At 69.0% G+C, this 25,782-nt stretch carries 22 protein-coding genes and 1 riboswitch; of the genes, 5 read left to right on the top strand and 17 right to left on the bottom strand.

The window, feature by feature from the left end:
- Positions 1 to 9: 9 nt before the first annotated feature.
- The 7 genes from ilvA to G6N26_RS06595 form a co-directional block, all read right to left on the bottom strand.
- Entirely contained in the window at positions 10 to 1,293 is a 1,284-nt protein-coding gene (gene ilvA / locus G6N26_RS06565) for a threonine ammonia-lyase (protein ID WP_067169042.1), read from the bottom strand.
- A gap of 38 nt (positions 1,294 to 1,331) precedes the next feature.
- Complete coding sequence (locus tag G6N26_RS06570; RefSeq protein ID WP_067169043.1) at positions 1,332 to 1,769, bottom strand: nitroreductase family deazaflavin-dependent oxidoreductase; 438 nt, start codon at positions 1,767 to 1,769, stop codon at positions 1,332 to 1,334.
- A gap of 121 nt (positions 1,770 to 1,890) precedes the next feature.
- The gene (locus tag G6N26_RS06575; RefSeq protein WP_067169045.1) at positions 1,891 to 2,676 is read right to left on the bottom strand and encodes a DUF6065 family protein; all 786 of its coding nucleotides are present in this window, start codon (positions 2,674 to 2,676) and stop codon (positions 1,891 to 1,893) included.
- A gap of 89 nt (positions 2,677 to 2,765) precedes the next feature.
- Complete coding sequence (locus tag G6N26_RS06580) at positions 2,766 to 4,670, bottom strand: lysophospholipid acyltransferase (protein WP_083016192.1); 1,905 nt, start codon at positions 4,668 to 4,670, stop codon at positions 2,766 to 2,768.
- Positions 4,667 to 6,493 (bottom strand): fatty acid--CoA ligase FadD11, encoded by a 1,827-nt coding sequence (gene fadD11, locus G6N26_RS06585; RefSeq protein ID WP_083016195.1) that lies wholly within the window; start codon positions 6,491 to 6,493, stop codon positions 4,667 to 4,669. The genes G6N26_RS06580 and fadD11 overlap by 4 nt, the downstream gene beginning before the upstream one ends.
- Before the next feature lie 40 nt (positions 6,494 to 6,533).
- Positions 6,534 to 7,010 (bottom strand): VOC family protein, encoded by a 477-nt coding sequence (locus G6N26_RS06590; protein WP_067169051.1) that lies wholly within the window; start codon positions 7,008 to 7,010, stop codon positions 6,534 to 6,536.
- Positions 7,007 to 7,408 (bottom strand): helix-turn-helix domain-containing protein, encoded by a 402-nt coding sequence (locus G6N26_RS06595; protein ID WP_067169053.1) that lies wholly within the window; start codon positions 7,406 to 7,408, stop codon positions 7,007 to 7,009. The genes G6N26_RS06590 and G6N26_RS06595 overlap by 4 nt, the downstream gene beginning before the upstream one ends.
- Positions 7,409 to 7,469: 61 nt before the next feature.
- Between G6N26_RS06595 and G6N26_RS06600 the strand changes: the two genes are divergently transcribed.
- Together G6N26_RS06600 and G6N26_RS06605 are read left to right on the top strand one after the other, a co-directional pair.
- Positions 7,470 to 7,928, top strand: a complete 459-nt coding sequence (locus G6N26_RS06600; RefSeq protein ID WP_083016198.1) for a PPOX class F420-dependent oxidoreductase — start codon at positions 7,470 to 7,472, stop codon at positions 7,926 to 7,928.
- Positions 7,925 to 8,863 (top strand): MBL fold metallo-hydrolase, encoded by a 939-nt coding sequence (locus G6N26_RS06605; protein ID WP_083016202.1) that lies wholly within the window; start codon positions 7,925 to 7,927, stop codon positions 8,861 to 8,863. The genes G6N26_RS06600 and G6N26_RS06605 overlap by 4 nt, the downstream gene beginning before the upstream one ends.
- Before the next feature lie 87 nt (positions 8,864 to 8,950).
- Here the strand turns inward: G6N26_RS06605 and dnaE are convergent, their stop codons facing one another.
- The 4 genes from dnaE to G6N26_RS06625 all read right to left on the bottom strand — a co-directional run bounded on the left by dnaE (position 8,951) and on the right by G6N26_RS06625 (position 15,025).
- Positions 8,951 to 12,517: a DNA polymerase III subunit alpha gene (dnaE, locus tag G6N26_RS06610; protein WP_083016206.1), complete on the bottom strand. Its 3,567-nt coding sequence runs from the start codon at positions 12,515 to 12,517 to the stop codon at positions 8,951 to 8,953.
- A gap of 62 nt (positions 12,518 to 12,579) precedes the next feature.
- On the bottom strand, positions 12,580 to 13,017 hold the full coding sequence (locus tag G6N26_RS06615) for a type II toxin-antitoxin system Rv0910 family toxin (RefSeq protein ID WP_067169058.1): 438 nt from the start codon (positions 13,015 to 13,017) through the stop codon (positions 12,580 to 12,582).
- A gap of 160 nt (positions 13,018 to 13,177) precedes the next feature.
- Positions 13,178 to 13,981, bottom strand: a complete 804-nt coding sequence (locus G6N26_RS06620) for an SDR family NAD(P)-dependent oxidoreductase (RefSeq protein WP_067169059.1) — start codon at positions 13,979 to 13,981, stop codon at positions 13,178 to 13,180.
- Positions 13,982 to 13,984: 3 nt separating this feature from the next.
- A complete protein-coding gene (locus G6N26_RS06625) occupies positions 13,985 to 15,025 on the bottom strand; it encodes an SDR family NAD(P)-dependent oxidoreductase (protein WP_067169061.1) in 1,041 nt (346 codons plus the stop codon).
- 221 nt (positions 15,026 to 15,246) lie between these two features.
- On the opposite strand from G6N26_RS06625, the gene G6N26_RS06630 reads away from it, so the two are divergent.
- Together G6N26_RS06630 and G6N26_RS06635 are read left to right on the top strand one after the other, a co-directional pair.
- Positions 15,247 to 15,654, top strand: coding sequence for a group I truncated hemoglobin (locus tag G6N26_RS06630; protein WP_083016210.1), 408 nt, complete (start codon positions 15,247 to 15,249; stop codon positions 15,652 to 15,654).
- 44 nt (positions 15,655 to 15,698) lie between these two features.
- A complete protein-coding gene (locus G6N26_RS06635) occupies positions 15,699 to 16,457 on the top strand; it encodes a class I SAM-dependent methyltransferase (protein WP_067169064.1) in 759 nt (252 codons plus the stop codon).
- Position 16,458: 1 nt separating this feature from the next.
- Here G6N26_RS06635 and G6N26_RS06640 read toward each other — a convergent pair whose 3' ends face one another.
- Together G6N26_RS06640 and lspA are read right to left on the bottom strand one after the other, a co-directional pair.
- Positions 16,459 to 17,385: an RluA family pseudouridine synthase gene (locus tag G6N26_RS06640; protein WP_083016213.1), complete on the bottom strand. Its 927-nt coding sequence runs from the start codon at positions 17,383 to 17,385 to the stop codon at positions 16,459 to 16,461.
- The gene (gene lspA, locus G6N26_RS06645) at positions 17,378 to 17,983 is read right to left on the bottom strand and encodes a signal peptidase II (protein ID WP_082991388.1); all 606 of its coding nucleotides are present in this window, start codon (positions 17,981 to 17,983) and stop codon (positions 17,378 to 17,380) included. Before lspA ends, G6N26_RS06640 begins: the two co-directional genes overlap by 8 nt.
- A 52-nt stretch (positions 17,984 to 18,035) precedes the next feature.
- Here lspA and G6N26_RS06650 point away from each other — a divergent pair, with 52 nt between their 5' ends.
- Positions 18,036 to 18,992 (top strand): asparaginase, encoded by a 957-nt coding sequence (locus tag G6N26_RS06650; RefSeq protein WP_083016216.1) that lies wholly within the window; start codon positions 18,036 to 18,038, stop codon positions 18,990 to 18,992.
- Here G6N26_RS06650 and G6N26_RS06655 read toward each other — a convergent pair.
- The 4 genes from G6N26_RS06655 to G6N26_RS06670 form a co-directional block, all read right to left on the bottom strand.
- The gene (locus tag G6N26_RS06655; RefSeq protein ID WP_067169072.1) at positions 18,957 to 20,366 is read right to left on the bottom strand and encodes a DNA polymerase IV; all 1,410 of its coding nucleotides are present in this window, start codon (positions 20,364 to 20,366) and stop codon (positions 18,957 to 18,959) included. The two genes, G6N26_RS06650 and G6N26_RS06655, sit on opposite strands and share 36 nt — an antisense overlap.
- A 103-nt stretch (positions 20,367 to 20,469) precedes the next feature.
- Positions 20,470 to 23,583 carry an isoleucine--tRNA ligase gene (ileS, locus tag G6N26_RS06660; protein WP_083016219.1) on the bottom strand — a complete coding sequence of 1,038 codons (3,114 nt, stop codon included), beginning with the start codon at positions 23,581 to 23,583 and terminating at the stop codon, positions 20,470 to 20,472.
- Positions 23,584 to 23,856: 273 nt separating this feature from the next.
- Positions 23,857 to 24,099 (bottom strand): Rv1535 family protein, encoded by a 243-nt coding sequence (locus G6N26_RS06665; protein ID WP_067169077.1) that lies wholly within the window; start codon positions 24,097 to 24,099, stop codon positions 23,857 to 23,859.
- A 285-nt stretch (positions 24,100 to 24,384) separates the two neighbouring features.
- A riboswitch (M-box (ykoK) riboswitch) is annotated at positions 24,385 to 24,570 on the bottom strand.
- Between the two features lie 82 nt (positions 24,571 to 24,652).
- Complete coding sequence (locus G6N26_RS06670; RefSeq protein WP_083016222.1) at positions 24,653 to 25,777, bottom strand: NAD(P)H-dependent flavin oxidoreductase; 1,125 nt, start codon at positions 25,775 to 25,777, stop codon at positions 24,653 to 24,655.
- Between the last annotated feature and the right edge of the window lie 5 nt (positions 25,778 to 25,782).

A 25,782-nucleotide genomic window follows, 5' to 3' on the forward strand; every position in this document is an offset into this window, starting at 1 on the left:
GGCCCGGGGTTAGAGCAGCAGGTAGCGGTAGGCGGGCGAGCCGGGTTTGAGGGTTTCGACGTGCAGCTCCGTCGCGCGCATCCTAGACAGCAGGCCGTCCAGGTCGGCCGATGAGCCCAACTGGATGCCCACCAGTGCCTCGCCGGTCTCCCGGTTGTTGCGCTTGACGTACTCGAAGAGGGTGATGTCGTCGTTGGGTCCGAGCACCTCGTCGAGGAAGCGGCGCAGGGCCCCGGGCTCCTGCGGGAAGTCGACGAGGAAGTAGTGCTTGAGGCCGAGGTGGACCAGCGAGCGTTCGAGCACTTCGCCGTAGCGCGAGACGTCGTTGTTGCCGCCGGAGATCAGGCACACCACCGTCGAGCCGGGCTCGACATCGGCCTCGAGCAGTCCCGTCACCGACAGCGCACCCGCGGGTTCGGCGATGATGCCCTCGTTTTGGTAGAGGTCGAGCATCGCGGTGCACACGGCGCCCTCGTCGACCGCGGTGATCGACACCATGTCGCCGGCGGCCGCCAGCGCGGCGTAGGTCAGGTCGCCGGCGCGGCGCACCGCGGCGCCGTCGACGAACTGGTCGACGTGGTCCAGCGTCACCGGCTCGCCGGCGGACAGGGCGGCCATCATCGCCGCGGCGCCGGCCGGCTCGACGCCGAGCACCGACGTGTTCTCGGTCCGCTCGGCGAGGTAGCTGGTGATGCCGGCGATGCAGCCGCCGCCGCCCACCGGGACCACCACCAGGTCCGGCTCGGTCTCGAGTTGGTCGAGCAGTTCGACGGCGATGGTGCCCTGGCCCGCCATGGTGCGCAGGTCGTTGTAGGGCGGGACCAGGGTGGCGCCGGTGCTTTCCACGTCGGCCAGCGCGGCTTCGGCGGCAAGGTCGTAGGTCGTGCCACCGACGATCAGCTCGATGAAGTCCCCGCCGTGGTAGCGGATCCGGTCGCGCTTTTGCATGGGCGTCTTGGCGGGGACGTAGACGCGGCCGTGTACCTGCAACATCCGGCACGCGTAGGCGAAGCCCTGGGCGTGGTTGCCCGCCGACGAGCACACGACGCCCGCGGCCAGTTCCGTGTCGGACAGCTGAACGAGCAGGTTGTAGGCGCCCCGGAGCTTGTAGGAGCGCACGATCTGCAGATCCTCGCGCTTGAGATAGACCCGCGCGCCGGTGATGGCCGACAGCCGGTCGCTGAACTGCAGCGGGGTCGGCGTCACGACGGCCGCGATCCGCTTGGCCGCGGTGTCGATGTCCGCCGCGGTCAGCGGCGCGACGCTCGGGGAATGGCTCAATTCAGCGGACACTGATCAATGGTGCCATGCCAGCTGGTCAACTCCGGAATTCAGCCGACCGGGGTCAGCACGAACACCGGGATCTGGCGGTCGGTCTTGGTCTGATACTCGGCGTAGTCGGGCCACGCCTCGACGGCCCGTTCCCACCACGTCGCCTTCTCGTCGCCGAACACCTCGCGGGCGTCGTAATCGCCGGTGACGGCGCCGTCCTGCAGCTCGACCCGGGGGTTTTTGGTGATGTTGTGGTACCAGACCGGGTTTTTCGGCGCCCCGCCCAGCGAGGCGACGACGGCGTACCGGCCGTCGTGCTCGACCCGCATCAGCGGTGTCTTGCGGAGCTTGCCGGTCTTGGCGCCGACCGTGGTCAGCAGGATGATCGGCTTGCCCTTCATGTCGGCGGCCTCGGCGCCCCCCGACGCGGCGTACTTGTCGGCTTGCTCGCGAGACCAATCCCAGGGTGATGGCTCGTACTCTCCGGAAAGCGGCATGCCACCAACTTTAAGCGCGGGGGCGATCGGTGGCCCGGTACCTTCGCCGCATCGGTCGCACCTGTCCCGTCGGCCACGGCGCGGAAGGCATCGTTGCACGTGCCCGTCGCGGTGGTCGCACCTAGTCCCGGTGCTCAGGTTGCGGCGCGGCGAACGGACGAAGGCGCCGCCGCGTCTGGTGGTCGTCGGCCCCGGACTCGCCGTCGCTGTGCCGGCCCCGGGTGTAGTCGCCCTGCCAGGGCACCCGCTCGCCGGTGGCGCCGTCGGCCGCCTCCTGCTCGCGTCCCAGCGCGCCGCGCGAGCCCAGGAAGAATTCGTGCTTGCGGTGCAGTTCTTCGTCGGACTCGATGGGGCGGAGCTCGGGGGCGAACTCCTCCAGCTCGGCGCGGCGCTGCGGGACGATCATGCAGATCGGCTCGTCGACCTCGAATCGCACCGGCATGAACTCGCGGGTGAATTTCCAGTTCATGCTGAAACTCGAACTGGACCAATCGGTTTCGACGATCCCCTCCAACGGGGAGATGGCGTCCTTGGGATGGTTCGCCGGACCGCGCACCAACAGGTTGTAGCCGGGCGGGGTGCGAAACAGCATCGGCAGATGCCAGGTCAAGATGCCGTAGCCGAAGTGGCTGGAGGGCAGAAACTGGCCGCTTTCGCGGGTGTCGGGCGCGATCATCAGGTTGGTGCGGTCGTCCCCGCCCATCCACGTCGCGGTGAAGGCGTTGCGGTTGCGCACTTCCCAGCCGCTCTGATTGGCGATGAGCATCGGCAGGCACCGATGGGGCCACCCCTGGCGCATCTCCGACATCCACGCCCGCCCGATGGGTGCGGGGGTGATCTGCGGCGCGATCTCGTGGGTGACGTACCCGATCAGGGGGCGGGCCTGCCCGGTGGTCTTGTCGCTCATCAGATCCTCGCTTCGCCGATAGGGCCTACGCACTATCGCGACCACACGTTAATGGCCGGTGAACGACCGCGCCGGATGAACGAGCCCGGTCAGCAGGTCCTGGCCAGCTCCGCGATGGTGTTGACGCGCCGGACCGCGGTCGCGACCTCGTCGGCGAACTCGCGCCGGCGCCGGGCGATGTCCGGCTCCTCGGCGCCGTCGACCAACTCGCGATGCCGGGCCAGCCGCAGCGCCGTCTTGAACAACTCCATCGACCGCGACTCGGCGCTGGCGATCCTGCGCTGCAGCTCCCACTGCTTGCCGACCTCGAGGCACTCGGCGAGAAACGCCTCCTCGTCGAACGATTCGTCGTCGTAGGCGGCGAGCCGGTCGGCGACGATGTGGTAGGCGTCGAGGAACGGCCGCAGCACGAGGTGCGCCAGCAGGACGTCGGCCTTTTCCAGTAGGCCGCGCACGTCGGCCGCGCCGGCCGCCTTGCGGGTGTCTTCGACCCGCCCGATCAGGCGCACCTCGTCGGCGAGCTCCTTTTCGAACTGTGCGCGCGCCGAGAACAGGAACTCGAATTTCAGCAACTCGCGCAGGCGCAGCGCCTCGTCGCGCACGGCCGTCGGCTGGACCAGGCCGTCGACCGAGCCCTCGGCGTCTTCGATGGCGGCCAGCAGCGCCGTCTCGGCGATAGCGCGGTCGACCACGATGTGAATGGCGGCGTTGCGGTAGAACGCCGCCACCAGGTGTTGCTCGGCCCCGATACCCCAGACCGGTTCGGTGCCGGCGTCGTAGACGCTGACGACGCCGGAGGCGACCAGCTGGTGCAGGGTCCAGCGGATGGTGGAGCGGTTCGTCAGGTCGGCGGCGCCGGCCACCGTCCAGTTGCGCGCCGCGATGTAGCTCGCCAGTGGCCGCACGGTGGCCAGCACCTCGCTGATGGACAGCGAGCGGTCGGCGCCCAGCAGCGCCAGGCTCACCACCGCGGTCGGGGTGACGGGCGTGGCGCGGTTGATCCGGTGCTCGACGTCCAGGGCGATGCGTTCGATCTCGGTGCTGGTGCCGGACTCCGATGTTTTTTGTAAGGCGCGCAGCTCCTCGAGGCGTTTGCGCAGCGGCAGCGGTTCACCGAAGTCGAGGTAGGCGCGGCCGAGCCGCTCGCCCTGCTGGCGCGCCAGGCGGATCAGGAAGCGGAAGTCCTCCGGCCGCTTCGTCGCGCCGTAGGCCTCGGTGGTCATGGCTTCGACCTCGTGCAGCTGGTCGTAGACGATCGAGGTCGGCACCAAATACACTTCGGGGCCGTCGATTTCGTCGACCGCGTCGGCGATGTACCGCAAGATCCCGAACACCGGCGGCCGCAGCTTGCCCGTCCTGGTCCGGCCGCCTTCGATCGACCATGTCAGGTTGGCGTGGTTTTGCACCAGCTGCGCGGCGTACGCCCGCAAGACGAAGCGGTAGACGGGAATGTCCTTCGTCTGGCGCCGGATGAAGATCGTCCCGGTTCGCTTGGCCCAGGCGCCCATCGGGAAGAAGTTCAGGTTCGCGCCGCCGAACGTGAGCGCCGGCGAGAGCCGGTTGGCCTGGATCACCTCGGGCAGCAGCAGGCCGTCCAGATACGAGCGGTGCGAAAAGGCAAACGCCAGAGTGGCTTTGCGATCCAGCTTGCGCAACTGGGCGATCTGGTCCTCGTCGACCAGCACGTCGTAGGCCCGCATCAGCCAGCAACTGAAGCTGCGCCAGGCCCGCACCGCCCGCTCGTCCAGCGAGGGCGCCATCTCCCGCAGGTAACAGGCGGCCTCGGCGCGCACGGCGGAAAGATCGCGGCCGAGGTCGTCGGCCAGCTTGCTCAGCCGCTCGTCATACCATGGCGCGCGCAGCAATTGGGCGACCTCGACCGGGTCGGTCGCCAGCGGCGTCGTCGACTCCTCGATGAGTCCGGTGCGTTGCAAGAGCTTTCGCGCTCCGACGCGACCGAGTTCGCGGGCGCTGCCCGCCGGCCCGCCGATCATGCCGGCTGCACCGTTGCGGCGCCGGCAGGCTCGTGCACCTCCGGATGCGGATCGTCGATGTAGAGCTGTTCGATCTCCTCGGCGTATTTCGTCATGATCGGCTTGCGTTTGAGTTTCATCGTCAGCGTGATCTCGTCGCCGCCGGGCTCCCACAGTGTCGGCAGGATGCGGAACCGTTTGATCTGTTCCACCCGTGAGAGTTTCGCGTTGCCCGCCGCCACGCCGGCGGCGATCTCGGCGACGACGTCGGGGTCGGCCGCGAGGGCGGCGGGTGACGCGTCGGGCAGTCCGCGCTGGGCGGCGTACGGGCCGACCGAGTCGGCGTCGAAGACCATGAGCGCGGTGTTGTAGGGCCGCCCGTCGCCGATGGTGATCATCACCCCGACCATCGGGCACGCGGCCAGGATGGAGTTCTCAATGTTGGCCGGCGACATGTTCTTTCCGGCCGCATTGATGATCAGCTCCTTCTTGCGGTCCACCACCCGCAGGAAGCCCTGCGCGTCGGCCTCGAGGATGTCGCCGGTGTGCAGCCAGCCGTCGGCGTCGATCGCCTCGGCCGTCTTCGCCGGTTCCTTGCGGTAGCCCTTCATCACCAGCGGGCCGCGCACCAGGAACTCGCCGTCGTCGGCGATCTTGCCCTCGAGCCCGGGGAGCAATTTGCCGACGGAGCCCAGCCGGGCCTCGCGGGGATGGCTGACGGCGGCGACGCAGCTCAGCTCCGACATCCCCCAGACCTCGGCGATCGGAACGCCGAGGCCGACGAAGAAGGCCAGCGTCTCCCTGGGGATCGGCGCCGCACCCGAGACCGCCCAGCGCAATTCGCCGAAGCCGAGCCGCTCGCGCAGCTTGGAGAGCACCAGGTCGTCGGCGGTGGCCCATTCGGCGGCCAGGTCGTCCGGCATCTCCTCCCCGGCCACCAGGGCGGCCGCGCGCTTGGCGGCCACCGACATCGCCCACTGCAACGCCTGGCGCGTGGCCTCGTCCGCCTCGTTCGCGATCGCGAATTCGATTCCCGCCTTGAGCTTTTCCCACACGCGCGGCACCGCTCCCCACACGGTAGGCCGCGCGTCGGGCAGCGCGGCGGCGATGGCGCGTGGGTCGGAGACCACCGTCACCCGGGCGCCGAACACCTCCAGGCTGTAGAGGCCCATCACGCGGTCGGCGATGTGCGCCGTCGGCAGAAACGACGTGACGCGGTCGGCGTACTGGCTGGGCAGCACGGCGTCGAAGGCATACATCTCGAAGAGCAGGTTGGCGTGGGTCATCTCCACGCCCTTGGGGTTTCCGGTGGTCCCGGAGGTGTAGATGAGGGTGGCGATGTCGTCGGGTCGCACCGAGCGCCAGGTGGACTCGAAGTCGAAATCCGTTGGCGCGGCGGCATACAGGTCGTCCACCGAGAGGGTGCCGGGCGGCGAGCCGTCGATGCAGACAATCTGCTCGATGGGTGCACCGCTGGCGCGGATGCGGTCCACGTACTGCGCCTCGCAGATGGCGACCTTGGTGCCGGCGTTGTCGAACAGATACGTCAGCTGCTCGGCCGGCAGCGTGTTGTACACCGAAAACGATGTGGCCCCGAGGTGTTGGGCGCCGATTTCGAAGGGGTAGAACTCGATCCGGTTGGCCATCATCAGCGAGACCGTGTCGCCGCGCCGAACCCCCAGCCCCGCCAGGCCGGCGGCGACCTTGCGCACCTGCGTCGCGAGCTCTCGCCACGTCAACGTCTGGGTGTCGCCGGGCGTGCGGAGCGCGACGGCATTCGGGTCGATGTCGGCGGTGCGCTGGAACGCCTCGCACAGGGTGGCCGGATGCTCGGCAGTCGTCATTTCCGTAGCGTACGTCGGCGCCCAGGGCGCGGATACGTTTTCAGGTGCCGGGACGCCAGAGCTGCACCGTGCTCGTCGCGCCGGCGGGCAGCTCCAACAGTTCGATCGGTGTGTCGTCGGGGTCGTAGATGAAGAACATCCGCACGCCCCCGATATCGACGGGTGGGTCGGCCCGCACGCCGGGGTGCAGGCGCACCACGTCGTCGTAGGCCGCGTCGAGATCGTCGACCCGGAACGACATGTTGGTGTAGCCCAGGTGCGGGCCGCTGGGACATTCGGGCACCGCGCCCAGCGACAGCAGCTCGATCATCGTGCCCCCGATCAGCCCGCCGATCATGCGGCCCTGCTGGGCGGCGCCGCCGGTCACCGAATCGAGTCCGGCGCCCGCGAGTTCGACGTCGAAGACGACGTCCATGCCCAGCACCGCGGTGTAGAAGGCCAGGGACGCCTCGATGTCGGAGACGCCGACGCAGAGGTGGGAGAAGTTCTGCACGGCGAGGGGACGCGGTTGGCTCATGGCTGCTCCTTGGCGGGGTGGGGCGGATGAATGCCGCACGTGCAGGCGTCTATTGACGGGCAGGTGCAGCGCATCCCCCATTCGATGACGGCCCGCGCCCGGGTCAGCGACTCCAGCTGGGCGTCGATCTCGGCGAGTTTTGCCTCGGCGAGGGCGCGGCTTGCCGGGCGTCCCGGGGCGTCGTCGGCGAACAGCAGCTGGATCTCGTCGAGGGAGAACCCCGCGGACTTGCACAGCGCGATCACCTCGAGCCGGGACAGAATCGAGTCGTCGTAGCGGCGCTGCCCGCCCCGCCGCGTCGGCTCGGGCACCAGGCCGATCTGCTCGTAGTAGCGCAGGGTCGTCGCGGCGACCCCGGTTTCGCGGGAGATCTCTCCGATGGTGCGGCCACCGGCCATCGCGCCTCCCTCCGAAACCGATGCTTGACTTAGAGCCAACTCTAAGTCCTTGACTGTGGTTATGGCTATCCCCTCACGCCCTTCACGAGCGGAGCTGAATGCTTCCCGCTACGCCCTGCTCCGGTCCTTCCGCCGCGACGGCACCGCCGTCGAGACCCCGATCTGGTTCGCGTTCGACGACACTGGGCTGCTGTTTCGAACCAAGGTCGGCCCGAAGACCCGGCGGCTGGCTGTGCGCGGCGACGTCGAACTGGCGGCCTGCGATTACCGGGGCAGGGTGCGGGCGGCCGCGACGCCCTGGGTGGCGGGCCGCGCCACCGTGCTGTCGGGCGCCGACGCCGAGCGGGCGAACCGCGTGCTGCACCGCCGCTACGGCTGGCAGTGGAACATCGTGCCGCTGATCAAGGTCCCGGGCGTGACCAACGTGCATCAGGAGCTGTGCGTCCGTGAGAAGGTGCGGCGCGCGCGGGATCGCGGGGTGTGGCCGGACAGTGTCATCGTGCGGGTGGAGCTGCCGTGACGGGCACCGCGGTCTCCGATCCCGTCCGCTCCCCCACCCTGCGCCAATGCTGCGGCGCCGCAGCCGGACTCGTGCGCGGCATGGTGCGCCCGAAGCGGCCCGACGACCGGTTCCTCGGCAGCGTCGTGGACGCCGGGCTGCCGAACGCCGGCCGCACCGTGACGGTGCGGGCGCTGCGCCAGGTGCCGCGCCCGGTGCCGACGGCCGCCATCGTCGAGGGCACGTTCACGCCGGCGCGCATCGAGAATTCGCTCACGTCGTTCCTCATCGCCCACCCGCAGGCCACGTTCATCGTCGATCCGGCGGTGTGCGTCGACGCCGAGCACCGCGCGATCGCCCAGCTACCCGCCGTGTTGCGGGTCGCGGTGCGCCCGCCGGCCAGCACGCTTCCCACCATCACCGCGCTGGCCGAGCTGCCCGACGCGCCGGCGCTGGATTTCGCCTTGCCGACGCACGCGCACTGGGACCACGTCTCGGGGCTGCTGGATTTGCCGGACCTTCCCGTGTATCTGCACCGCCGCGAACACAATTGGATCGGTTCCGGCCCCATCGCACCCGTCGGCGGGGTGCGCGATTCGCTGCGCGGGCGACCGGTCAGCGAATACGAGCTCGACGGGCCGCCGGTGCTGACGTTCACCGCGAGCCACGACCTCTTCGGCGACCGTTCGGTGCTCCTGGTGGATCTCGCCGGCCACACTCCGGGCAGCGTCGGGGTGCTCGCGCACACCCGGCACGGATGGATCCTGATCGCCGGCGACGCCGCCTGGCACCGGTTGCAGATCGACAAGGTGCGGCAAAAGTCAAGCTACCCAGGCAATCTGGTGGACGAGGATCGCGAGGAGGCCTTCAAGACGCTGCAGCGCCTGCACCTGGCGCGCCACGCGGTCACGATCATCCCGACCCACGACCACCAGGCGGCGCTGGCGTTGGGGTGAGCGCGCGCCACGAGTGTGCGGCCAGCCGCGCCGCCGGACACGAGTGTGCGGCCAGCCGCGCCGCCGGCGGTTGGCCGGCGAGCGCCGCTAGCCGCCCAGGCAGCCCGGGCCGAGCAGCTCCTTGAGGTCCCCCATCAACGCGGGCGACGGCGTCACCCGAAGCGACGCATCGAGTTCCAGCGTGGTGATCCGGTCACCACTGATCAGGCGCAGATGCACCTGCGAAGTCCCCGGATGCCGGGCCAGCACCTGCTTGAGCGCGCTGACCTTGTCGATGGTGCACTGCCGCGTGGGCAGGCTGACGGCGATCGGACGATTCACCTGGGCGGTCGAAAAGTCCGGCACCACAAGCTCGTTGGCGATCAGGCTGATCCGGTCGTCGCGGATGGCCACCTTGGCGTTGATCAGCACGACGGTGTCGTCGGCGATGTCGGCGCCATAGCTGGAATACGCGTGCGGGAAGAACATCACCTCGATACCACCGGTGAGGTCCTCCAATTGCGCTGACGCCCAGGGCATCCCGTTCTTGTTGACCCGCCGGTTGACCGACGCGAGGATGCCGCCCACCCGCACCTGGGTCTCGTTGGCCACGTCGCCGTCGAGGATGGCCGGGATCTGGGTGTCCACCTGCGCGGCCAGCAGGTGCGCCACCCCGTTGAGCGGATGCCCGGACACGTAGAGGCCCAGCATCTCCCGCTCGAGCGCGAGTTTGTGCTTGTCCTCCCACTCGTCGTCGGGCACCTTGATGGTGAACACCGACTCGGTGCACCCGTCGTCGCCGCCGAACAGGTCGAACTGGCCGATCGCCTCGGCCTTCTTGGTGCCCAGCACCGAATCGACCGCGTCGGTGTGCACCAGGAACAGGCCCTTGCGGGCGTGACCGAGCGAATCGAAGGCACCCGCCTTGATCAGCGACTCGGTGACCTTCTTGTTGCAGGCCGCGATGTCGATCTTGTTCAGGTAGTCCGAGAAGTCGGTGAACTTGCCCTTGCCGTTGCGGGTCCCGATCAGCGAACCCACCACGTTGGCGCCGACATTGCGCACCGCGCCCAGCCCGAAGCGGATGTCCGTTCCGACCGAGGCGAAGTTCACCAGCGACTCGTTGACGTCGGGCGGCAACACCGTGATGCCCAGCTTGCGGCAGTCGGCCAGGTAGACGGCGGCCTTGTCCTTGTCGTCACCCACCGAGGTCAGCAGCCCGGCCATGTACTCGGCCGGATAGTTGGCCTTCAGGTAGGCGGTCCAGTACGAGACCAGGCCGTAGCCGGCCGCATGCGACTTGTTGAACGCATACCCCGCGAACGGAAGGATGGTGTCCCACAACGCCTTCACCGCTTTTTCGGAGAAGCCGTTGGCGGTCATGCCCTCGTAGAAGCCCTTGTACTCGGCCTCGAGCACCTCGAGCTTCTTCTTGCCCATGGCCTTGCGCAGCGCATCGGCCTTACCCATCGTGTAGGAGGCGACCTTCTGGGCGATGAACATGATCTGCTCTTGGTAGACGATCAGGCCGTGCGTCTCGGCCAGGATGTCGCGCAGCGGCTCCTCGAGCTCCGGGTGAATGGGCTTGACCGCCTGACGACCGTTCTTGCGGTCGGCATAGTCGTTGTGGGCATTCATGCCCATCGGCCCGGGCCGGTACAGCGCCAGCACCGCGACGATGTCGTTGAACTCGGTGGGCTGCATGCGTCGCAGCAGATCGCGCATCGGCCCGCCGTCCAGCTGGAACACGCCCAGGGTGTCGCCGCGGCCCAGCAGCTCATAGGTGGGCTTGTCGTCCAGCGGGACGGATTCCAGGTCGAGGTCAATTCCCCTGTTGGCCTTGATGTTATCCAGGGCGTCACCGATGATCGTCAGGTTGCGCAGGCCCAGGAAGTCCATCTTCAGCAGGCCGATGGCCTCACACGACGGGTAGTCCCAGCCGGTGATGATGGCCCCGTCCTGAGGCCGCTTCCACAGCGGAATGGCTTCGGTGAGCGGCTCGCTGCTCATGATCACCGCGCACGCGTGCACACCGGCGTTGCGGATCAGGCCTTCCAGTCCGCGGGCGGTCTGGTAGATGGTGCGGACGTCGGGGTCGGTTTCGATCAGGCCGCGGACCTCGGCGGCCTCCTTGTACCGCTCGTGGGCGGGATCGGTGATCCCCGACAACGGAATGTCCTTGGCCATGATCGGCGGCGGCAGCGCCTTGGTGATCCGGTCCGCGATCGCGAACCCGGGCTGACCGTAGTGGATCCGCGCCGAGTCCTTCAGGGCCGCTTTGGTTTTGATGGTGCCGAAGGTGATGACCTGCGCGACGCGGTCGGAGCCCCACTTGTCGGCGGCGTAGCGCACCATCTCGCCGCGACGGCGGTCGTCGAAGTCGATGTCGATATCGGGCGCCGACGGACGTTCCGGGTTGAGGAACCGCTCGAACAGCAGTCCGTGTGGAATCGGGTCGATGTTGGTGATGCCCAGGGCGTAGGCCACCAGCGAGCCGGCCGCCGAACCACGTCCCGGCCCGACCCGGATGTCGATGGACTTCGCGTGGTTGATCAGGTCGGCGACGATCAGGAAGTAGGCCGGGAATCCCTTGTCGCAGATGACCTTGATCTCGTACTCGGCCCGGTCGATGTAGTCCTGCCCGGCCCCGGACGGGAAGCGCCGCTGCAGACCCGCCATCACCTCGTGATGCAGCCAGCTCGCCTGGTCGTGGCCCTCGGGGACCGGGAAGATCGGCATCCGGTCGCGCGGCGCCCAGACCTCGTCGTAGGGCTGCACCCGCTCGGCGATCAACAAGGTGGAGTCGCAGGCGCCGGGGACCTCGTCGTCCCAGATCCGGCGCATGTCGGCGGCCGACTTGAGGTAGTAGCCGTCGCCGTCGAACTTGAACCGGTTGGGGTCCGAGAGCGTCTTGCCGGTCTGCACGCACAACAGCGCCTCGTGGTTGTGCGCGGCGTCGCGGGTGACGTAGTGGCAGTCGTTGGTGGCCAGCGGCGGAATGCCCAGCTTGCGGCCGATCTCGAGCAGCCCCTCGCGGACTCGCTGCTCGATGGACAACCCGTGGTCCATCAGCTCGAGGAAGTAGTTGTCGGCGCCGAAGATCTCGCGCCACTTGGCCGCCGACTCCAGCGCCTCGCGGTCGTGACCCAGCCGCAGGCGGGTCTGCACCTCCCCCGAGGGGCAGCCGGTGGTCGCGATGATGCCCTCGGCGTTTTCGGCGATGATCTCGGCGTCCATGCGCGACCACTTGCCCAGCTGGCCCTCGAACGACGCCAGCGAGGACAGCTTGAACAGGTTGCGCAGGCCGGTGGCGTTCTCGGCCACCATCGTCATGTGCGTGTAGGAGCCGCTGCCCGAGACGTCGTCGGACTTCTGGCCGGGGTCGCCCCACAGGATCCGTCGGGTGTCGAAGCGCGACGCCGGCGCGATGTAGGCCTCGACGCCGATGATCGGCTTGATCCCCGCCTTGGTCGCCGCGTTGTAGAACTCGCTGGCGCCGAACATGTTTCCGTGGTCGGTCATCCCGACCGCGGGCATTCCCAGCCGGTCCACCTCGGCCAGCATCGGCGCGATCTTCGCGGCACCGTCCAACATCGAGTACTCGGTGTGGTTATGCAGGTGCACGAACGACGACTCGCGACGAACGCCCGCGTGAGGAGGAATCGAACCGGTCATAGGGACGCCAGTCTATGACCGCCGACCGACACTAGTTGGGCGTGTCGCCGCGTGTGTTGCGATCAGTCGTCGGCGTACAACTCGACGAAGTTCTTCAACGACTTCTGCACGTCGCCTTTGACGGCGCGAGCCGCCGCCGCACCCACCGGACCGAACAGCGGGCGCCCGCCCAGCTCCAGGCGCAGGCCCAGCGTCGATCCCTCGCCGGTGGGCCGCACGGTGAGCGAAACGGCGTATTTGGCGCCGCCCTTGCCCGAGCCCGACATCGCCACCTCATGCGGCGGGTCCCACTTGGTCACCGTCCAGGTCACCCGGTTGCGCAAGCCCTTGGCCCGGGCCACGCCGACGACCTGGGTGCCTTCGCCCAGCTCGTCGGGCAGCTCGCTGCGCCACCCCTCGTGCATGACCAGCCAGTCGCCCAGGTCCGACAGATCGGAGACCTGGTCCCACATCCGCTGGGGGCTCATCGGTACGTCGGCGGTCATCTCCACGGCGGCCATCGACTGAGCTTAGCCCGCCGTCACATCCGTCACTCGAGTCGCGGCGCCTGCCACATGTCCTCGAGACTGCATCCACGCACACCCGTCTCGGCGTGTTGCGGACGTGGGTTCAGTGTCGCGGTCTCGCACGTCGATGCGAGACCCGCGACCCCTCGACCCCTCAGCGCTTGGGCCCGCCGCGGAATCGGTTGCCGATCCGGATGCCCGGCAACAGCAGGCTGCGCGGCGCGAACCGGCCACCCGTGCTGACCACCTTGGGCACCACGCCGGGCACCACCGTGCGCCGGCCCGACAGCATGCCGCCGATCGCCGCCTCGGCCACGTCGCGCGGCGAGACCTGCGCGAGCGGAATGCTGAATCGCTCGGCGTTGGCGATCTCCGCCCACTCGGTCGGCACCGGCCCCGGGCACAGGCAGGTCACCGACACCCCGGTGTCGTGCAGCTCCTCGTGGACGGCCTCGGAAAACGTCTGCACGAAGGCCTTGGTGGCCGAATAGACGGCCATGTAGGGAACCGGCTGGAAACCCGCGATCGAGGCGATGTTCATCACCGCGCCGGCACCGCGTTCGACCATGCCGGGCAGGGCCGCGTGGGTGAGCTCCATCAAGACCAGCGCGTTGAGGGTGACCTCTTCGCTCTCGCGTTCCACCGGCAACTCGTGGAAGACCCCGCTGGTGCCGAAGCCGGCGCTGTTGCACAGCCCGGCGATCGGCTCGGCGCGCAGCCGGTTCGCCAGCTTGGCGCGCGCCTGCTCGTCGCCCAGATCCAGCGGCAGCACCTCGACGGCGACCGAATACTCCTGGCCGACCTCGTTGGCCAGCTCGTCGAGGCGCTCGCGGCGCCGCGCCACCAGCAGCAGCGGGAAACCGCGGCGCGCCAGCCCGCGAGCCAGTTCGGCGCCGATGCCCGATGAGGCCCCGGTGATGACGACGGTGGTATCGATGTCAGGTTTTGGAAGGCTCATGTCTCACCAATGTATCCCTCGGGTCGCCCGTACAAACGTCTCGCTGCGTCGATCGAATTCCGTTGTGTCGGTGGTCGATTCACCACCCTTTGCGGCGCTGGAGTCGCTGAACATGGCGAACGCCCGGTTGCGCACCCGGTCCATCACCGCCGGGTTGACCGCGTCGGCGACGGCGGCGAACTGGCCGAACGGCGAGCTCGCCCGGCGGGGCCGGTGCACGATCGCGTCGGTGATCACGCCGGCCGCCTGGTCGGGCGTCAGCGCCGGGAACTTGTCGTAGAGCGTGGTCGGGCTGATCATCGGCGTGCGCACCAGCGCCATGTGCACGGTGGTGAACCGGACGTCGTCGTTCACGGTCTCGGCCTGCAGCGCGTCGCACAGGCTATCCAGCGCGGCCTTGCTCGCGATGTAGGCCCCGAAGCGGGGCGCCCGCGTCTGCACGCCGACCGAGGAGACGTTCAGCACGTGCCCGTAACCGCGTTCGCGCATCCCGGGGATGAACTTGAGGATCAGCTGGACCGCGCCGAGGTAGTTCAGCTGCATGGTCCGCTGGTAGTCGTGGATCCGGTCGTAGGACAGCTCCAGCGAACGGCGAATCGAGCGACCCGCGTTGTTGATCAAAATGTCGACGCCCCCCAGGTCGTCGAGCACCTGGTCGGCCATCGTGGCGATGGCGTCCATGTCGGTTAGGTCGCACGGGTAGACGTGGGCGGTCCCGCCGGCACCGCGGATTTCGTCGGCGACCTTCTCGAGATTTTCCCGGGTGCGGGCGACCAGCGCCACCGTGCCGCCGGATTCGGCGATCTTCTTCGCGGCGGCCTCCCCGATGCCCGACGATCCCCCGGTGATCAGTGCGGTCTTGCCCCCGACGGCCTCCTCGAGCGTGCGGCCCTGCACCGCGTCGAGCAGGTTCCTCAGATAGAACGGTCGATACCGGCCGGCCGAGTTCGGGGTGTTGACGATGTGCGACACCGCGGCCAGCGGCTTTTCCACCAGGTTCCCCAGCGAGTTCTCCACCAAGTTCGTCAAGTCGCCAAGGTTCATCGGCGTTCGCTCCTGGACAGTGATGTGACGTGCGTCATACCGCCAACCTAGGTCATCAGCCCCCCGCCCCGATGCAGATTGCGCTCATGTGACCGGGTGCGTTCTCTCACGGTTCGCCGACAGCATTTGCTATTTGCGGGCAATCGACTTGTTACACAAGGCAATCCGGGCGTGATCGCGCACTAACCGACGGGCAACGCCGGGATGTTCGAATCGGCTCTATGAAAATTCTGGCGCGCTTCCGCAAGTCCGGACCGGTCAGCATCTATGACCGGATCGGCGGGCACGAGGCGATCGAGGTCGTGGTCGACGACTTCTACGTCCGGGTGCTTGCCGACGACGAACTGGCCGGGTTCTTCACCGGCACGAACATGAACCGCCTCAAGGGCAAACAGGTCGAGTTCTTCGCCGCCGCCCTGGGCGGCCCGGAGCCCTACACCGGCGCACCGATGAAGCAGGTGCACCGGGGTCGCGGGATCACCATGCACCACTTCGGTTTGGTGGCCGGGCATTTGGCCGAGGCGCTAACCGCCGCCGGGGTGCCTCCCGAGACGGTGACCGAGATCCTCGGTGCGGTCGCGCCGTTGGCCCCCGAGATCGCCACGGGCAACACCAAGGCGACCGTCTGACCTCAGGCCTGCCATCCGTCGCCGACGGTGCCTAGCATGCTGACATGCGGCGCACATTTGACGACCTGATCGCGGAGGCGGACGCCGCACCGGTCGACGGCTGGGATTTTTCGTGGCTGGACGGCCGGGCGACCGAGGAACGCCCGTCGTGGGGCTACCAGCGCCTGCTGCGGCAGCGGTTGGCGAGCGTGTCGGCCGCGCTGGACATTCACACCGGCGGCGGGGAGGTGCTGTCCGGCGCAGCCCCGTTCCCGCCCACCATGGTGGCCATCGAGACGTGGCCACCCAACGCCGCCCTGGCCACTCAGCGCCTGCATCCGCTGGGCGCGGTGGTCGTCGCGACGCGCGATGAGCCGCCGCTGCCGTTCGCCGACGACGCGTTCGACCTGGTGACCACGCGCCATCCGATCTCCGTCTGGTGGAGCGAGATCTTTCGGGTGCTCCGCCCGGGCGGCAGCTACTTCGCGCAGCACATCGGTCCCGCCACGATGGCCGAGCTGGTCGAGTACTTCATCGGGCCCCAACCGGAGAAATCGACCGAGTTCCATCCCGACGCCGTGCGAGCGCGGGCCGAGGCGGCCGGGCTGCAGATCGTCGATGTGCGCATGGAGCGGATGCGCGCGGAGTTCTTCGACATCGGCGCCATCGTCTATTTCCTGCGCAAGGTGATCTGGTCGGTGCCCGGCTTTACCGTGCAGCGCTACCGCGACCGGCTGGCCGAACTGCACGAGCGCATCGAGTCCGAGGGGCCGTTCGTCACCGATTCCGTGCGGTTGCTGGTCGAGGCCCGTAAGCCGGGCTGAGTCAGCCCTCGTCGCGCAGCACGTCCAGCGCGTGCTGCAGGTCGGGCGGATAGGGGCTGACGATCTCCATCCGCCGCCCGTCGGCCGGGTGGGCGAACGACAGGGAACGGGCGTGCAACCATTGACGTTCCAGCCCAAGCCTTTTCGCGAGCTTGGGGTCGGCGCCGTAGATGAGGTCTCCGCAGCACGGGTGGTGCAGCGCGGAGAAGTGCACCCGGATCTGGTGGGTGCGGCCGGTTTCCAGGTGCACGTCGAGCAGGCTGGCGGCGACGAAGGCCTCCACGGTGTCGTAGTGGGTGAGGCTGTGCCGGCCGTCCTTGGTGACCGCGAACTTCCACTCACCGCCGCGGTGCCGCCCGATCGGCGCGTCGATGGTCCCGCTGGACGGATCCGGATGGCCTTGCACCAGCGCGTGGTAGCGCTTGTCGACGGTGCGCTGCTTGAACGCCCGCTTGAGCAGCGTGTAGGCGCGCTCGGAGAGCGCCACCACCATCACCCCGGAGGTGCCGACGTCGAGGCGATGCACGATGCCCTGCCGCTCGGGCACGCCGGAAGTGGTGATCCGGTATCCGGCGGCGGCGAGGCCGCCGAGCACCGTCGGCCCGCTCCAGCCGACCGACGCGTGCGCGGCCACCGCGGCCGGCTTGTCGACCGCGACGATGTCGTCGTCGGAATACAGGATCGTCATGCCCTCGATGTCGACCGGCGTGTTCTGCGGCGGCGCCGGCGCCTCGGGCAGGCGCACCTGCAGCCACGCGCCGCCGGTCAGCCGATCGGACTTGCCGGCCCGCACCCCGTCGAGCTCGACGTCGCCGTCCTCGGCCAGGGCCGCCACCGCGCTGCGCGACAACCCCAGCAGGCGGGCCAGCCCGGCGTCGACGCGCATGCCCGCCAGTCCCTCCGGGACCGGCATGGAGCGGTCACTCACCCGCGCTGTCCCCGTCGGCCTTGGAGCGCCGGCCAACTGAGTCGAAGTCGAAGCCGAAGATCGACAGCACCACCAGCAGGATGGCGCCGCCGACCACCGAGGGGTCGGCGACATTGAACACCGGCCACCAACCGACCGAGAGGAAGTCGACGACGTGGCCGCGCAGCGGTCCGGGGGCCCGGAAGAAGCGGTCGACCAGGTTGCCCATGGCGCCGCCGAGGATCAACCCCAGGCCGACGGCCCACCAGGGCGACACCAGCCGCCGGCCCATCCAGAAGATGCCGACCACGACGCCCGTCGCGATCAGGGTCAGCACCCAGGTGTAACCCGTCGCCATCGAGAACGCGGCGCCCGAATTGCGCACCAAGGTCCAGGTCACCGTGTCGCCGATGATCGGCACCGGCTGCCCGGGCGGCAGCAGCTTGACGGCGAGCACCTTGGTGACGACGTCCAGGGCCAGGACGATCGCCGCGACCGACAGCAGCAGGCGCAGCCGCCTTGGAGCAGACTCACGCGGCCGCTGCGGGTCGGTCGCCGCGTCCTCAGGCTTGTCGGCCGAGGTCACCGGCTCGGTCGATCCCGTTGGTTCTTCAGGCACTACCCCATCATCCCCTACTGCCCCGCGCGGGCGGGCGACGTCCGCGTCGGCGATGCGCAATGATTCGAAGATGGCCCGCCTCACCGTGATCGCCACCGGGGGCACGATCTCGACCGGTACCGGCGCCGACGGGGTGCACCGGCCCTCCTACAGCGGGGCGGATTTGACGGCGCCCTTTCGCGGGGAGCACGACGTCGACGTCGTTGACCTGCTGGCGGTCGACAGCTCGGAGCTGACGCTGGCCGATTGGGACCGGATCCGCGACGCGGTGACGGCCGCGCTCGATGACGGCGCCGACGGGGTGGTCGTCCTGCATGGCACCGACACCATGGAGGAAACCGCCCTGTGGCTCGACCTCACCTATGGCGGCGACGCGCCAGTGGTGCTGACCGGCGCGATGCGCAGCGCCGACGCGCCCGACGCGGACGGCCCGGCGAATGTGCGCGGCGCTCTGGCCGTGGCGGCCAGCCCGGCCGCGCGCGGCCTGGGCGTGGTGGTGTGTTTCGCGGGCCGGGTGCTGCAGCCGCTGGGCATGTACAAGGTGGCCACCGAGGACCTGAGCGGCTTCACCGGCCAGGTACTTGGCACCGTCGCCGGCGAGGTGACGCTGTCCGGTCCGAACACGCGGCCGTACGTGGGCGACCTGCGGGCGGGGTCGGCGCCGCGGGTCGACATCGTCGCGGCCTACCTGGGCAGCGACGGGGTGGCGCTCGACGCCTGCGTGGCCGCCGGGGCGCGGGCCGTGGTGCTCGAGGCGTTGGGCTCGGGGAACGCAGGGCCCGCGGTGGTCGAGGCGGTGCGCCGGCACTGCGGCGACGGCATCGTCGTCGCGGTGTCCACCCGGGTCCCCGGCGGGCGGGTCGGCGCGAGCTACGGCCCCGGCCATGACATGGCGGCCGCCGGGGCGGTGATGGTGCCCGGGCTGCGACCGTCTCAGGCGCGCGTCTTGCTGATCGCCGCGCTGGCCGCCGGTTTACCCGTCGCCGACGTCATCGGCCGGTGGGGCTGAGACGGCGTCGGCCTGCAGATCGCCCACGTAGTCCGGCCAGTCCAGCGAGTCGACGGGGTTGGCGCGGGTGAGTTCGCCGCTGTCGGCGGGAAACGTCCGGGCCAAGCCCGGTCCCGAGATGCGGGTTTCGAACCGCGCGGTGACCACGCCGTGGCCCGCGCCCTGCACCCAACCGTGCCCGAGGTCGGGGTGCACGACGTCGTCGCCCACCCGCCAGCCCGCCGCCTCTTCCCTTTGGGGCCCCGGCGCATACATCGCCTCGGCCGCGGTTTCGACCGACGGCGAATCCTGTTGCTCGCGCGGCAGTTCCAAATCCGGAAACAGTGACTCCTGGCGCACGTCGCTCAGTCCCGAAAACCCCACGCCGAGAAGGCGAATGGGCCCAATCTCGCGCGGATCGAGCAACAGCCGCCGGGCGACGCCGACCAGCGCGGCGACCTCGGTGGTGGCATAGGGCAGCGTCGCGGACCGGGTCAGCGTGCTCATGTCGGATTTCTTCAGCTTGACCGTGACGGTGCGGGCGCCGCGACCATCGCGCAGCAGCCGGTGATGGGCGTGCTCGGCGATGGGTTCGATCGCCTCGCGCAGCTGCTCGAGGCTGGTCAGGTCGGTGGCGAAGGTCGACTCGGAGCTGATCTGCTTGGCTTCGGCGCGCTCGGCGACGGGGCGGTCGTCGACGCCGAGGGCCAGCCGGTGCAGCGCCGGCCCGATCGTGGCGCCCAGGATGTTGGCCGCCTCGGCGTCGCTCAGCGCGGCCAACTCGCCGATGGTCTCGATGCCGAGGCGATGCAGTTTCTCCTCGGCGACCGGACCGATTCCCCACAGCCGGCGCACCGGCAACCCGCCGAGCAGGGGCCGTTCTTCGTCGCGGCGGACCACGCGGATCCCGTCGGGCTTGGCCAGACCGGAGGCGATCTTGGCGATCTGCTTGCCCGAGCCCGCACCAACCGAGGCGATCAGCCCGGTCTGGTCGCGCACGCGCCGGCGCAGGTCCTCGCAGAAGGTTTCGACGTCGGCGGCCGACGCCCCGGCCAGCTGCGCGGGTTCGCCGAATCCCTCGTCGAAGGAGAGCTGCTCGACGACGGGGACGACGGCGCGAATGGTGTCGAAGACCCGTCGGCTGGCCACCCCGTACACCACGCCGCGCGGCGGCAACACCACCGCGCTCACGCCGACCAGCCGGCGGGCCTGATGCATGGGCATGGCCGAGCGGGCGCCGAACACGCGCGCCTCGTAGCTGGCGCCGGCGACCACTCCGCGCCCGCCCAAACCGCCGACCAGCACCGGCCGACCACGCAGGGTCGGCCGGGTGAGCTGCTCGACGGAAGCGAAGAACGCGTCCATATCCAGGTGCAGCACCCAACGCGACTCCACAGGTTGATGCTATTGGTCTGGTGTCCAGGCCGTGTCCGCACCGCGAGAGTGCAACTGCAGACGTTCTCTCTCGGGAAACACGTCGTGGTTGCACTTTCGCGGCTCAGGCCTTGGCGATGCTCACCCGCACGCCGTCACCGATGTCCGCGCCGTCGGTGGGCTCGCCGAATTCGAAACTGGTGGCCAGGATTTCGCCCGCGATGAGGTCGCGGTGCGTCTGCGCCCAGTCGGCACGCTCGGCGGGCACCGCCATCACGACGCTGATGCGATCCGAGACGTCCAGCCCGGTCGTCTTGCGCAGTTCCTGCAATTCGCGGATGCGGTCCTTGGCCCAGCCCTCGGCCTCCAGCTCCGGAGTCACGGTGCCGTCGAGCACCACCAGCCCCGCGCCATCGGGCAGGGCCGCGGTGAATTCCGGGTCGGCGGCGACCAGCCGCGAGCTGTACTCGCCGGGCTGCAGCACCGCGGGCCCGGCGGTCAGGGTGCCGTCGTCGTTGACGACGCCCTCCCCCGCCTTGACCGCCTTGATCGCGGCCTGCACGTCCTTGCCCAGCCGCGGGCCGGCCACCCGCGCGTTGACGGTGAGCTCGAAGGAGCCGTAGGTGTCGATCGCATCGGTCAGCTCGACGCTTTTCACGTTGAGCTCGTCGGCGATCAGGTCGGCGAACGGTTCCAGGAGATGCGGGTTCTCCACGGCCACAGTGAGTTTCGGCAACGGCAGCCGCACCCGCAGCTTCTTGGCCTTGCGCAACGACGAGGCGGCCGAGCACACCTCGCGGACCTGATCCATCGCGGCGACCAGGTCCGGGTCGGCGGGCACCTCACCGGGCGCCGGCCAATCGGTCAGGTGCACCGAGCGCCCAGAAGTCAGGCCGCGCCAGACGATCTCGGTCACCGACGGAAGCAGCGGCGCGGCCAGCCGCGCGGTCACCTCCAGCACGGTGTGCAGGGTGTCGATCGCGTCGACGTCTTCGGTCCAGAACCGCGAACGCGACCGTCGCACATACCAGTTCGTCAACGCCTCGGTGAACAGGCGCAGCTGCTCGCAGGCCCGGGAGATGTCACAGCTGTCCATCTCGCGGGTCAGGTCGTCGCGCAGTTCGGCAAGCTTGGCCAGGATGTAGCGGTCCAGCACCTGAGTCGAATCGGTGCGCCAGGTGCCGACTTTCGGCGCGTAGAGGGCCAGGAAGCTGTAGGCGTTCCAGAACGGCAGCAGGACCTGGCGCACGCCCTCGCGGATGCCCTGCTCGGTGACGACCAGGTTGCCGCCGCGCAGGATCGGCGAGGCCATCAGGAACCACCGCATCGCGTCGGAGCCGTCGCGGTCGAACACCTCGGACACGTCGGGATAGTTGCGCAGCGACTTGCTCATCTTCTGGCCGTCAGAGCCCAGCACGATGCCATGTGCCACACAGGTTTTGAAGGAGGGCCGGTCGAACAGCGCGGTGGCCAGCACATGCAACGTGTAGAACCAGCCGCGGGTCTGGCCGATGTACTCGACGATGAAGTCACCGGGATAGTGGGTCTGAAACCAGTCGGCGTTCTCGAACGGGTAGTGCACCTGCGCGTACGGCATGGACCCGGAGTCGAACCACACGTCGAGCACGTCCGGGATGCGGCGCATCACCGAACGCCCGGTCGGGTCGTCGGGATTGGGCCGGGTCAGCTCGTCGATGAAGGGGCGGTGCAGGTTGGTGGGCCGCACCCCGAAGTCGCGCTCCAGCTCGTCGAGGCTGCCGTACACGTCGATACGCGGGTAGGCCGGATCGTCGGACTTCCACACCGGAATCGGGGTGCCCCAGTACCGGTTTCGCGAGATCGACCAATCACGGGCGCCCTGCAACCACTTGCCGAACTGGCCGTCCTTGACGTGCTCGGGATACCAGGTGATCTGCTGGTTGAGTTCCACCATGCGGTCCCGGAACTCGGTGACCGCGACGAACCACGACGACACCGCCCGGTAGATCAGCGGATTGCGGCACCGCCAGCAGTGCGGGTAGGGGTGCTCGTAGGTTTCGTGGCGCAGCAGCACCGCCCCGTTGGCCGCGGCGGCGCCGGTGCCGTTCTTCAGGTCGCGGATGATGTGCGGGTTGGCGTCAAAGACGTGCTGCCCCTGGTAATCCGGGACGCCGGCGTCGAATCGCCCCTTGGAATCGACCGGGGTGACCGGGGCGATGCCGGCGGCGTCGGCGACGGCCATGTCGTCCTCGCCGTAGGCCGGCGCCATGTGCACGATGCCGGTGCCGTCCTCGGTGGTGACGAACTCGCCCGGCAGGACCTGAAATGCGTTAGGAGCGTCCATGAAATACGGGAACGGCGGCAGGTACCGGGTGCCCAGCAGGTCGGCCCCGCGGTAGGTGCCCAGCACCTCGGGGTCGTCTCCCAATTCCTTCGCGTAGGCGGCCAGTCGCGCCTCCGCCAGCACGAAGCGGTGCTCTCCGGAACGCACCTGCACGTAGGTCACGTCGGGGTTCACGGCGACGGCGAGGTTGGACGGCAGCGTCCAGGGCGTCGTCGTCCAGATCAGCAGATGAGCCCCGTCGAGCGAGCCGCCCACCACGCGGAAGCCGACCGTGAGTGCGGGGTCCTGGCGGCTCTGGTAGACGTCGTCGTCCATCCGCAATTCGTGGTTGGACAGCGGGGTTTCGTCGCGCCAGCAATACGGCAAGACCCGGTAGCCCTCATAGGCCAGGCCCTTGTCCCAAAGCTGTTTGAACGCCCAGATCACCGACTCCATGTAGGGCAGGTCCAGCGTCTTGTAGTCGTTGTCGAAGTCGACCCAGCGCGCCTGGCGGGTGACGTAGGCCCGCCACTCGTCGGTGTAGCGCAGCACCGAGGCGCGGCAGGCGTCGTTGAAGGCGGCGATGCCCATGTCGTCGATCTGCGACTTGTCGGTGATGCCCAACTGGCGCTCGACCTCGAGTTCGGCCGGCAGCCCGTGGGTGTCCCAGCCGAACCGGCGTTCCACCTTGTAGCCGCGCATGGTGCGGTACCGCGGGACGATGTCCTTGACGTAGCCGGTGAGCAGGTGCCCGTAGTGCGGCAGGCCGTTGGCGAACGGCGGCCCGTCGTAGAACACGTACTCCGGCGAGCCATCGCGGCGGGCGATGCTGGCGCGGAAGGTGTCGTCGCCGGCCCAGTAGTCCAGCACCTCGACCTCGAGCGTCGGGAAGTCGGGCGCCCCGCTGGCCAGCTTCGGGTAAGTGTGCTCGGTCAAACGTCGTCTCCTGTGCCAGTCTCAGGCCTGGGGACGACGACGCGCTGGCTGCGCGAGCGCCGCGGTACCACCCCGCTTGCCGCGCTCGCGCGCGACCGCTCATTGAAAGGGCTGTGACGGGCCTACCCGTTCGGTTCTACTGAGCCGGCCGGCTGTTCTTCCGAAAGCTCCCCGGTGATGGCCGGATCGACGCCAGTAAATCTTATCGCGAGACTGCAACTGCCGACGCAAACGCCGAGTGAAGCCGGCCGTTGCAGTCTCGCGGTCGGACTGTCAGCCCCGAACCTCGAGCACACCGGCCCGCCACAGCGCCGCGTACACGTGGCGCAGCGGGATGCTCAGCAACCGGCAGGCGCCGTTGATCAGCGGGTCGCCCCCCGGGCCGAACAGCGGGTAGTCGCTGCGGCGCGGCTCTTCCACGGGCGCGGGAACCTGGATTTCGGTGACGTCGGGAACCACGCGCAGGGTGCGGGCGGGTGCGACGGTGACGACGTCGTCGTAGAGAGCTGCGGTCATGATCGACTCCTAGAGGAGAATGCCAACGGGGACCAAAAAGGACTGATGTGTCCCGTCCCGGGCGGTTCCGATCTCAGAACGCTTGGCGGATAAGCACTTAGCGTGTGCGCGACTCAGCCGAGAAGGTCGCGCCGGAGAACGGATCGGGACGAAACAGGGTTCGGACTTCGATCCGGACTATCGCTAGAACTCATGTGTCCCTCACCTCCTCGCGGTCACGACGCATGCGGGGTCGCATGCGATCTAGGCGCAGCAGAAGGAGCAGAATCCGACGACCGCCGGAGATCCGCACCCCTCTCGTCAGAGCTTCGGCACCACACGACGTGTCCTGGCCCGGAAGAACGATCCGAGCCGGAAGCCACCTGGGCTCAACCCTTAAGCCGGGAGGAGCTGTCCTGACCCGGGGCGTCTTTCGACGTTCGGGGTCAGTGGCCTGTATTCGTGTAGACGCCTCACCTAACGAGGTGCTTACCCGACCGATAATGCACGAGCGGTCTGACGCGGTCAAATCCCTGGCGAGCGTGTCCGCGATTCGTTACCGACCGGCCCGGGATCACTTCTCGACCAGGCCGTCGAGCCGGCCGATCGTCTCGATGAACTCCTCGACCATGTCCAGCACCACCGAGCGCGTCGGGCGGACCCGATCCAGCGAGCCCACCACCTGCCCGACGAAGTAAGTCGCCAGCTCACGCGCCTTGGCGCCGTCGTGGGCGGCGGCGGAGTTGATGCGCACCTGCGGCTCGGTGATCAGCGCGGTCTGCAACGGCATACCCAGCGGGTCGGGGTTCTCCGGCCGGTCCCACTCCTCGGTCCAGGCGGTGCGCAGCATCCGCGCCGGCTTGCCGGTCATCGAGCGCGACCGCACCGTGTCCGAGGACGTGGCGGCCAGGAACTTCTCCTTGACGACGGGCACCGTCTCGGCTTCCTCTGTGGTCAGCCACACCGACCCGCACCACACGCCCTCGGCGCCCAACGCCAGCGCCGCCGCGATCTGGCGGCCGCGGGCGATCCCGCCCGCGGCGAGCACCGGCACCGGCGCCACGGCGTCCACGACCTCGGGCACCAGCACCATGGTCGCGACGTCGCCGGTGTGGCCGCCGGCCTCGGTGCCCTGCGCGACGATCAGGTCGACGCCGGCCGCGGCGTGCCGCTGGGCGTGGCGGGTGGTGCCGGCCAGCGCGGCCACCAACACGTCCTGGTCGTGGGCGTGTGCGACGAGGTCCGCCGGGGGTGGGCCGAGCGCGCTGGCGATCAGCCGAATGTTGTGGTCAAAGGCCACGTCGAGTAGCGGCTGGTAGCTCTTGGGCGAGATGTTCAAGCCGCCCGCGGACGCGCGGGGTTCCCCGGCCGGCGCCGTCACGCCGTAGCGCGCCAACAGGTCGTCGACGAACGCGCGGTGCTCGTCGGGCAGCAGAGTCCGGGCCTGGGTGGCGTCGATCCCGCCCTGCTCGGCGCCGACGTATTTGGGTGGCAGCAGCAGGTCGACCCCATAGGGCTTGCCGCCGGTCTGCTCCTCGATCCAGGTCAGCTCGCTGTGTAGCCGCGCCGGGCTGTGCGCGGTGGCGCCCAGGATGCCGAATCCGCCCGCGTTGGTCACCGCGGCGACCACGTCGCGGCAATGACTGAAGGCGCAGATCGGGAATTCGACACCGAGCATCTCGGCGACCCTGGTTCTCATTGCCC

Source organism: Mycobacterium marseillense (genome assembly GCF_010731675.1).
GTDB lineage: Bacteria > Actinomycetota > Actinomycetes > Mycobacteriales > Mycobacteriaceae > Mycobacterium > Mycobacterium marseillense.

Coding starts and splice junctions, on each gene's coding strand:
- G6N26_RS06575 (WP_067169045.1), bottom strand. CDS start 2,676: ATGAGCGACAAGACCACCGGGCAGGCCCGCCCCCTGATCGGGTACGTC.
- G6N26_RS06595 (WP_067169053.1), bottom strand. CDS start 7,408: ATGGCCGGTGGCCGCACCATCGGAGAGATCTCCCGCGAAACCGGGGTC.
- G6N26_RS06620 (WP_067169059.1), bottom strand. CDS start 13,981: ATGAGCCTTCCAAAACCTGACATCGATACCACCGTCGTCATCACCGGG.
- G6N26_RS06665 (WP_067169077.1), bottom strand. CDS start 24,099: ATGACCGCAGCTCTCTACGACGACGTCGTCACCGTCGCACCCGCCCGC.
- fadD11 (WP_083016195.1), bottom strand. CDS start 6,493: ATGACGACTGCCGAGCATCCGGCCACCCTGTGCGAGGCGTTCCAGCGC.
- G6N26_RS06630 (WP_083016210.1), top strand. CDS start 15,247: ATGAAAATTCTGGCGCGCTTCCGCAAGTCCGGACCGGTCAGCATCTAT.
- G6N26_RS06635 (WP_067169064.1), top strand. CDS start 15,699: ATGCGGCGCACATTTGACGACCTGATCGCGGAGGCGGACGCCGCACCG.
- dnaE (WP_083016206.1), bottom strand. CDS start 12,517: ATGACCGGTTCGATTCCTCCTCACGCGGGCGTTCGTCGCGAGTCGTCG.
- G6N26_RS06650 (WP_083016216.1), top strand. CDS start 18,036: ATGCGCAATGATTCGAAGATGGCCCGCCTCACCGTGATCGCCACCGGG.
- G6N26_RS06570 (WP_067169043.1), bottom strand. CDS start 1,769: ATGCCGCTTTCCGGAGAGTACGAGCCATCACCCTGGGATTGGTCTCGC.
- G6N26_RS06615 (WP_067169058.1), bottom strand. CDS start 13,017: ATGGCCGCCGTGGAGATGACCGCCGACGTACCGATGAGCCCCCAGCGG.
- G6N26_RS06580 (WP_083016192.1), bottom strand. CDS start 4,670: ATGATCGGCGGGCCGGCGGGCAGCGCCCGCGAACTCGGTCGCGTCGGA.
- G6N26_RS06600 (WP_083016198.1), top strand. CDS start 7,470: ATGGCTATCCCCTCACGCCCTTCACGAGCGGAGCTGAATGCTTCCCGC.
- G6N26_RS06670 (WP_083016222.1), bottom strand. CDS start 25,777: ATGAGAACCAGGGTCGCCGAGATGCTCGGTGTCGAATTCCCGATCTGC.
- G6N26_RS06590 (WP_067169051.1), bottom strand. CDS start 7,010: ATGAGCCAACCGCGTCCCCTCGCCGTGCAGAACTTCTCCCACCTCTGC.
- G6N26_RS06625 (WP_067169061.1), bottom strand. CDS start 15,025: ATGAACCTTGGCGACTTGACGAACTTGGTGGAGAACTCGCTGGGGAAC.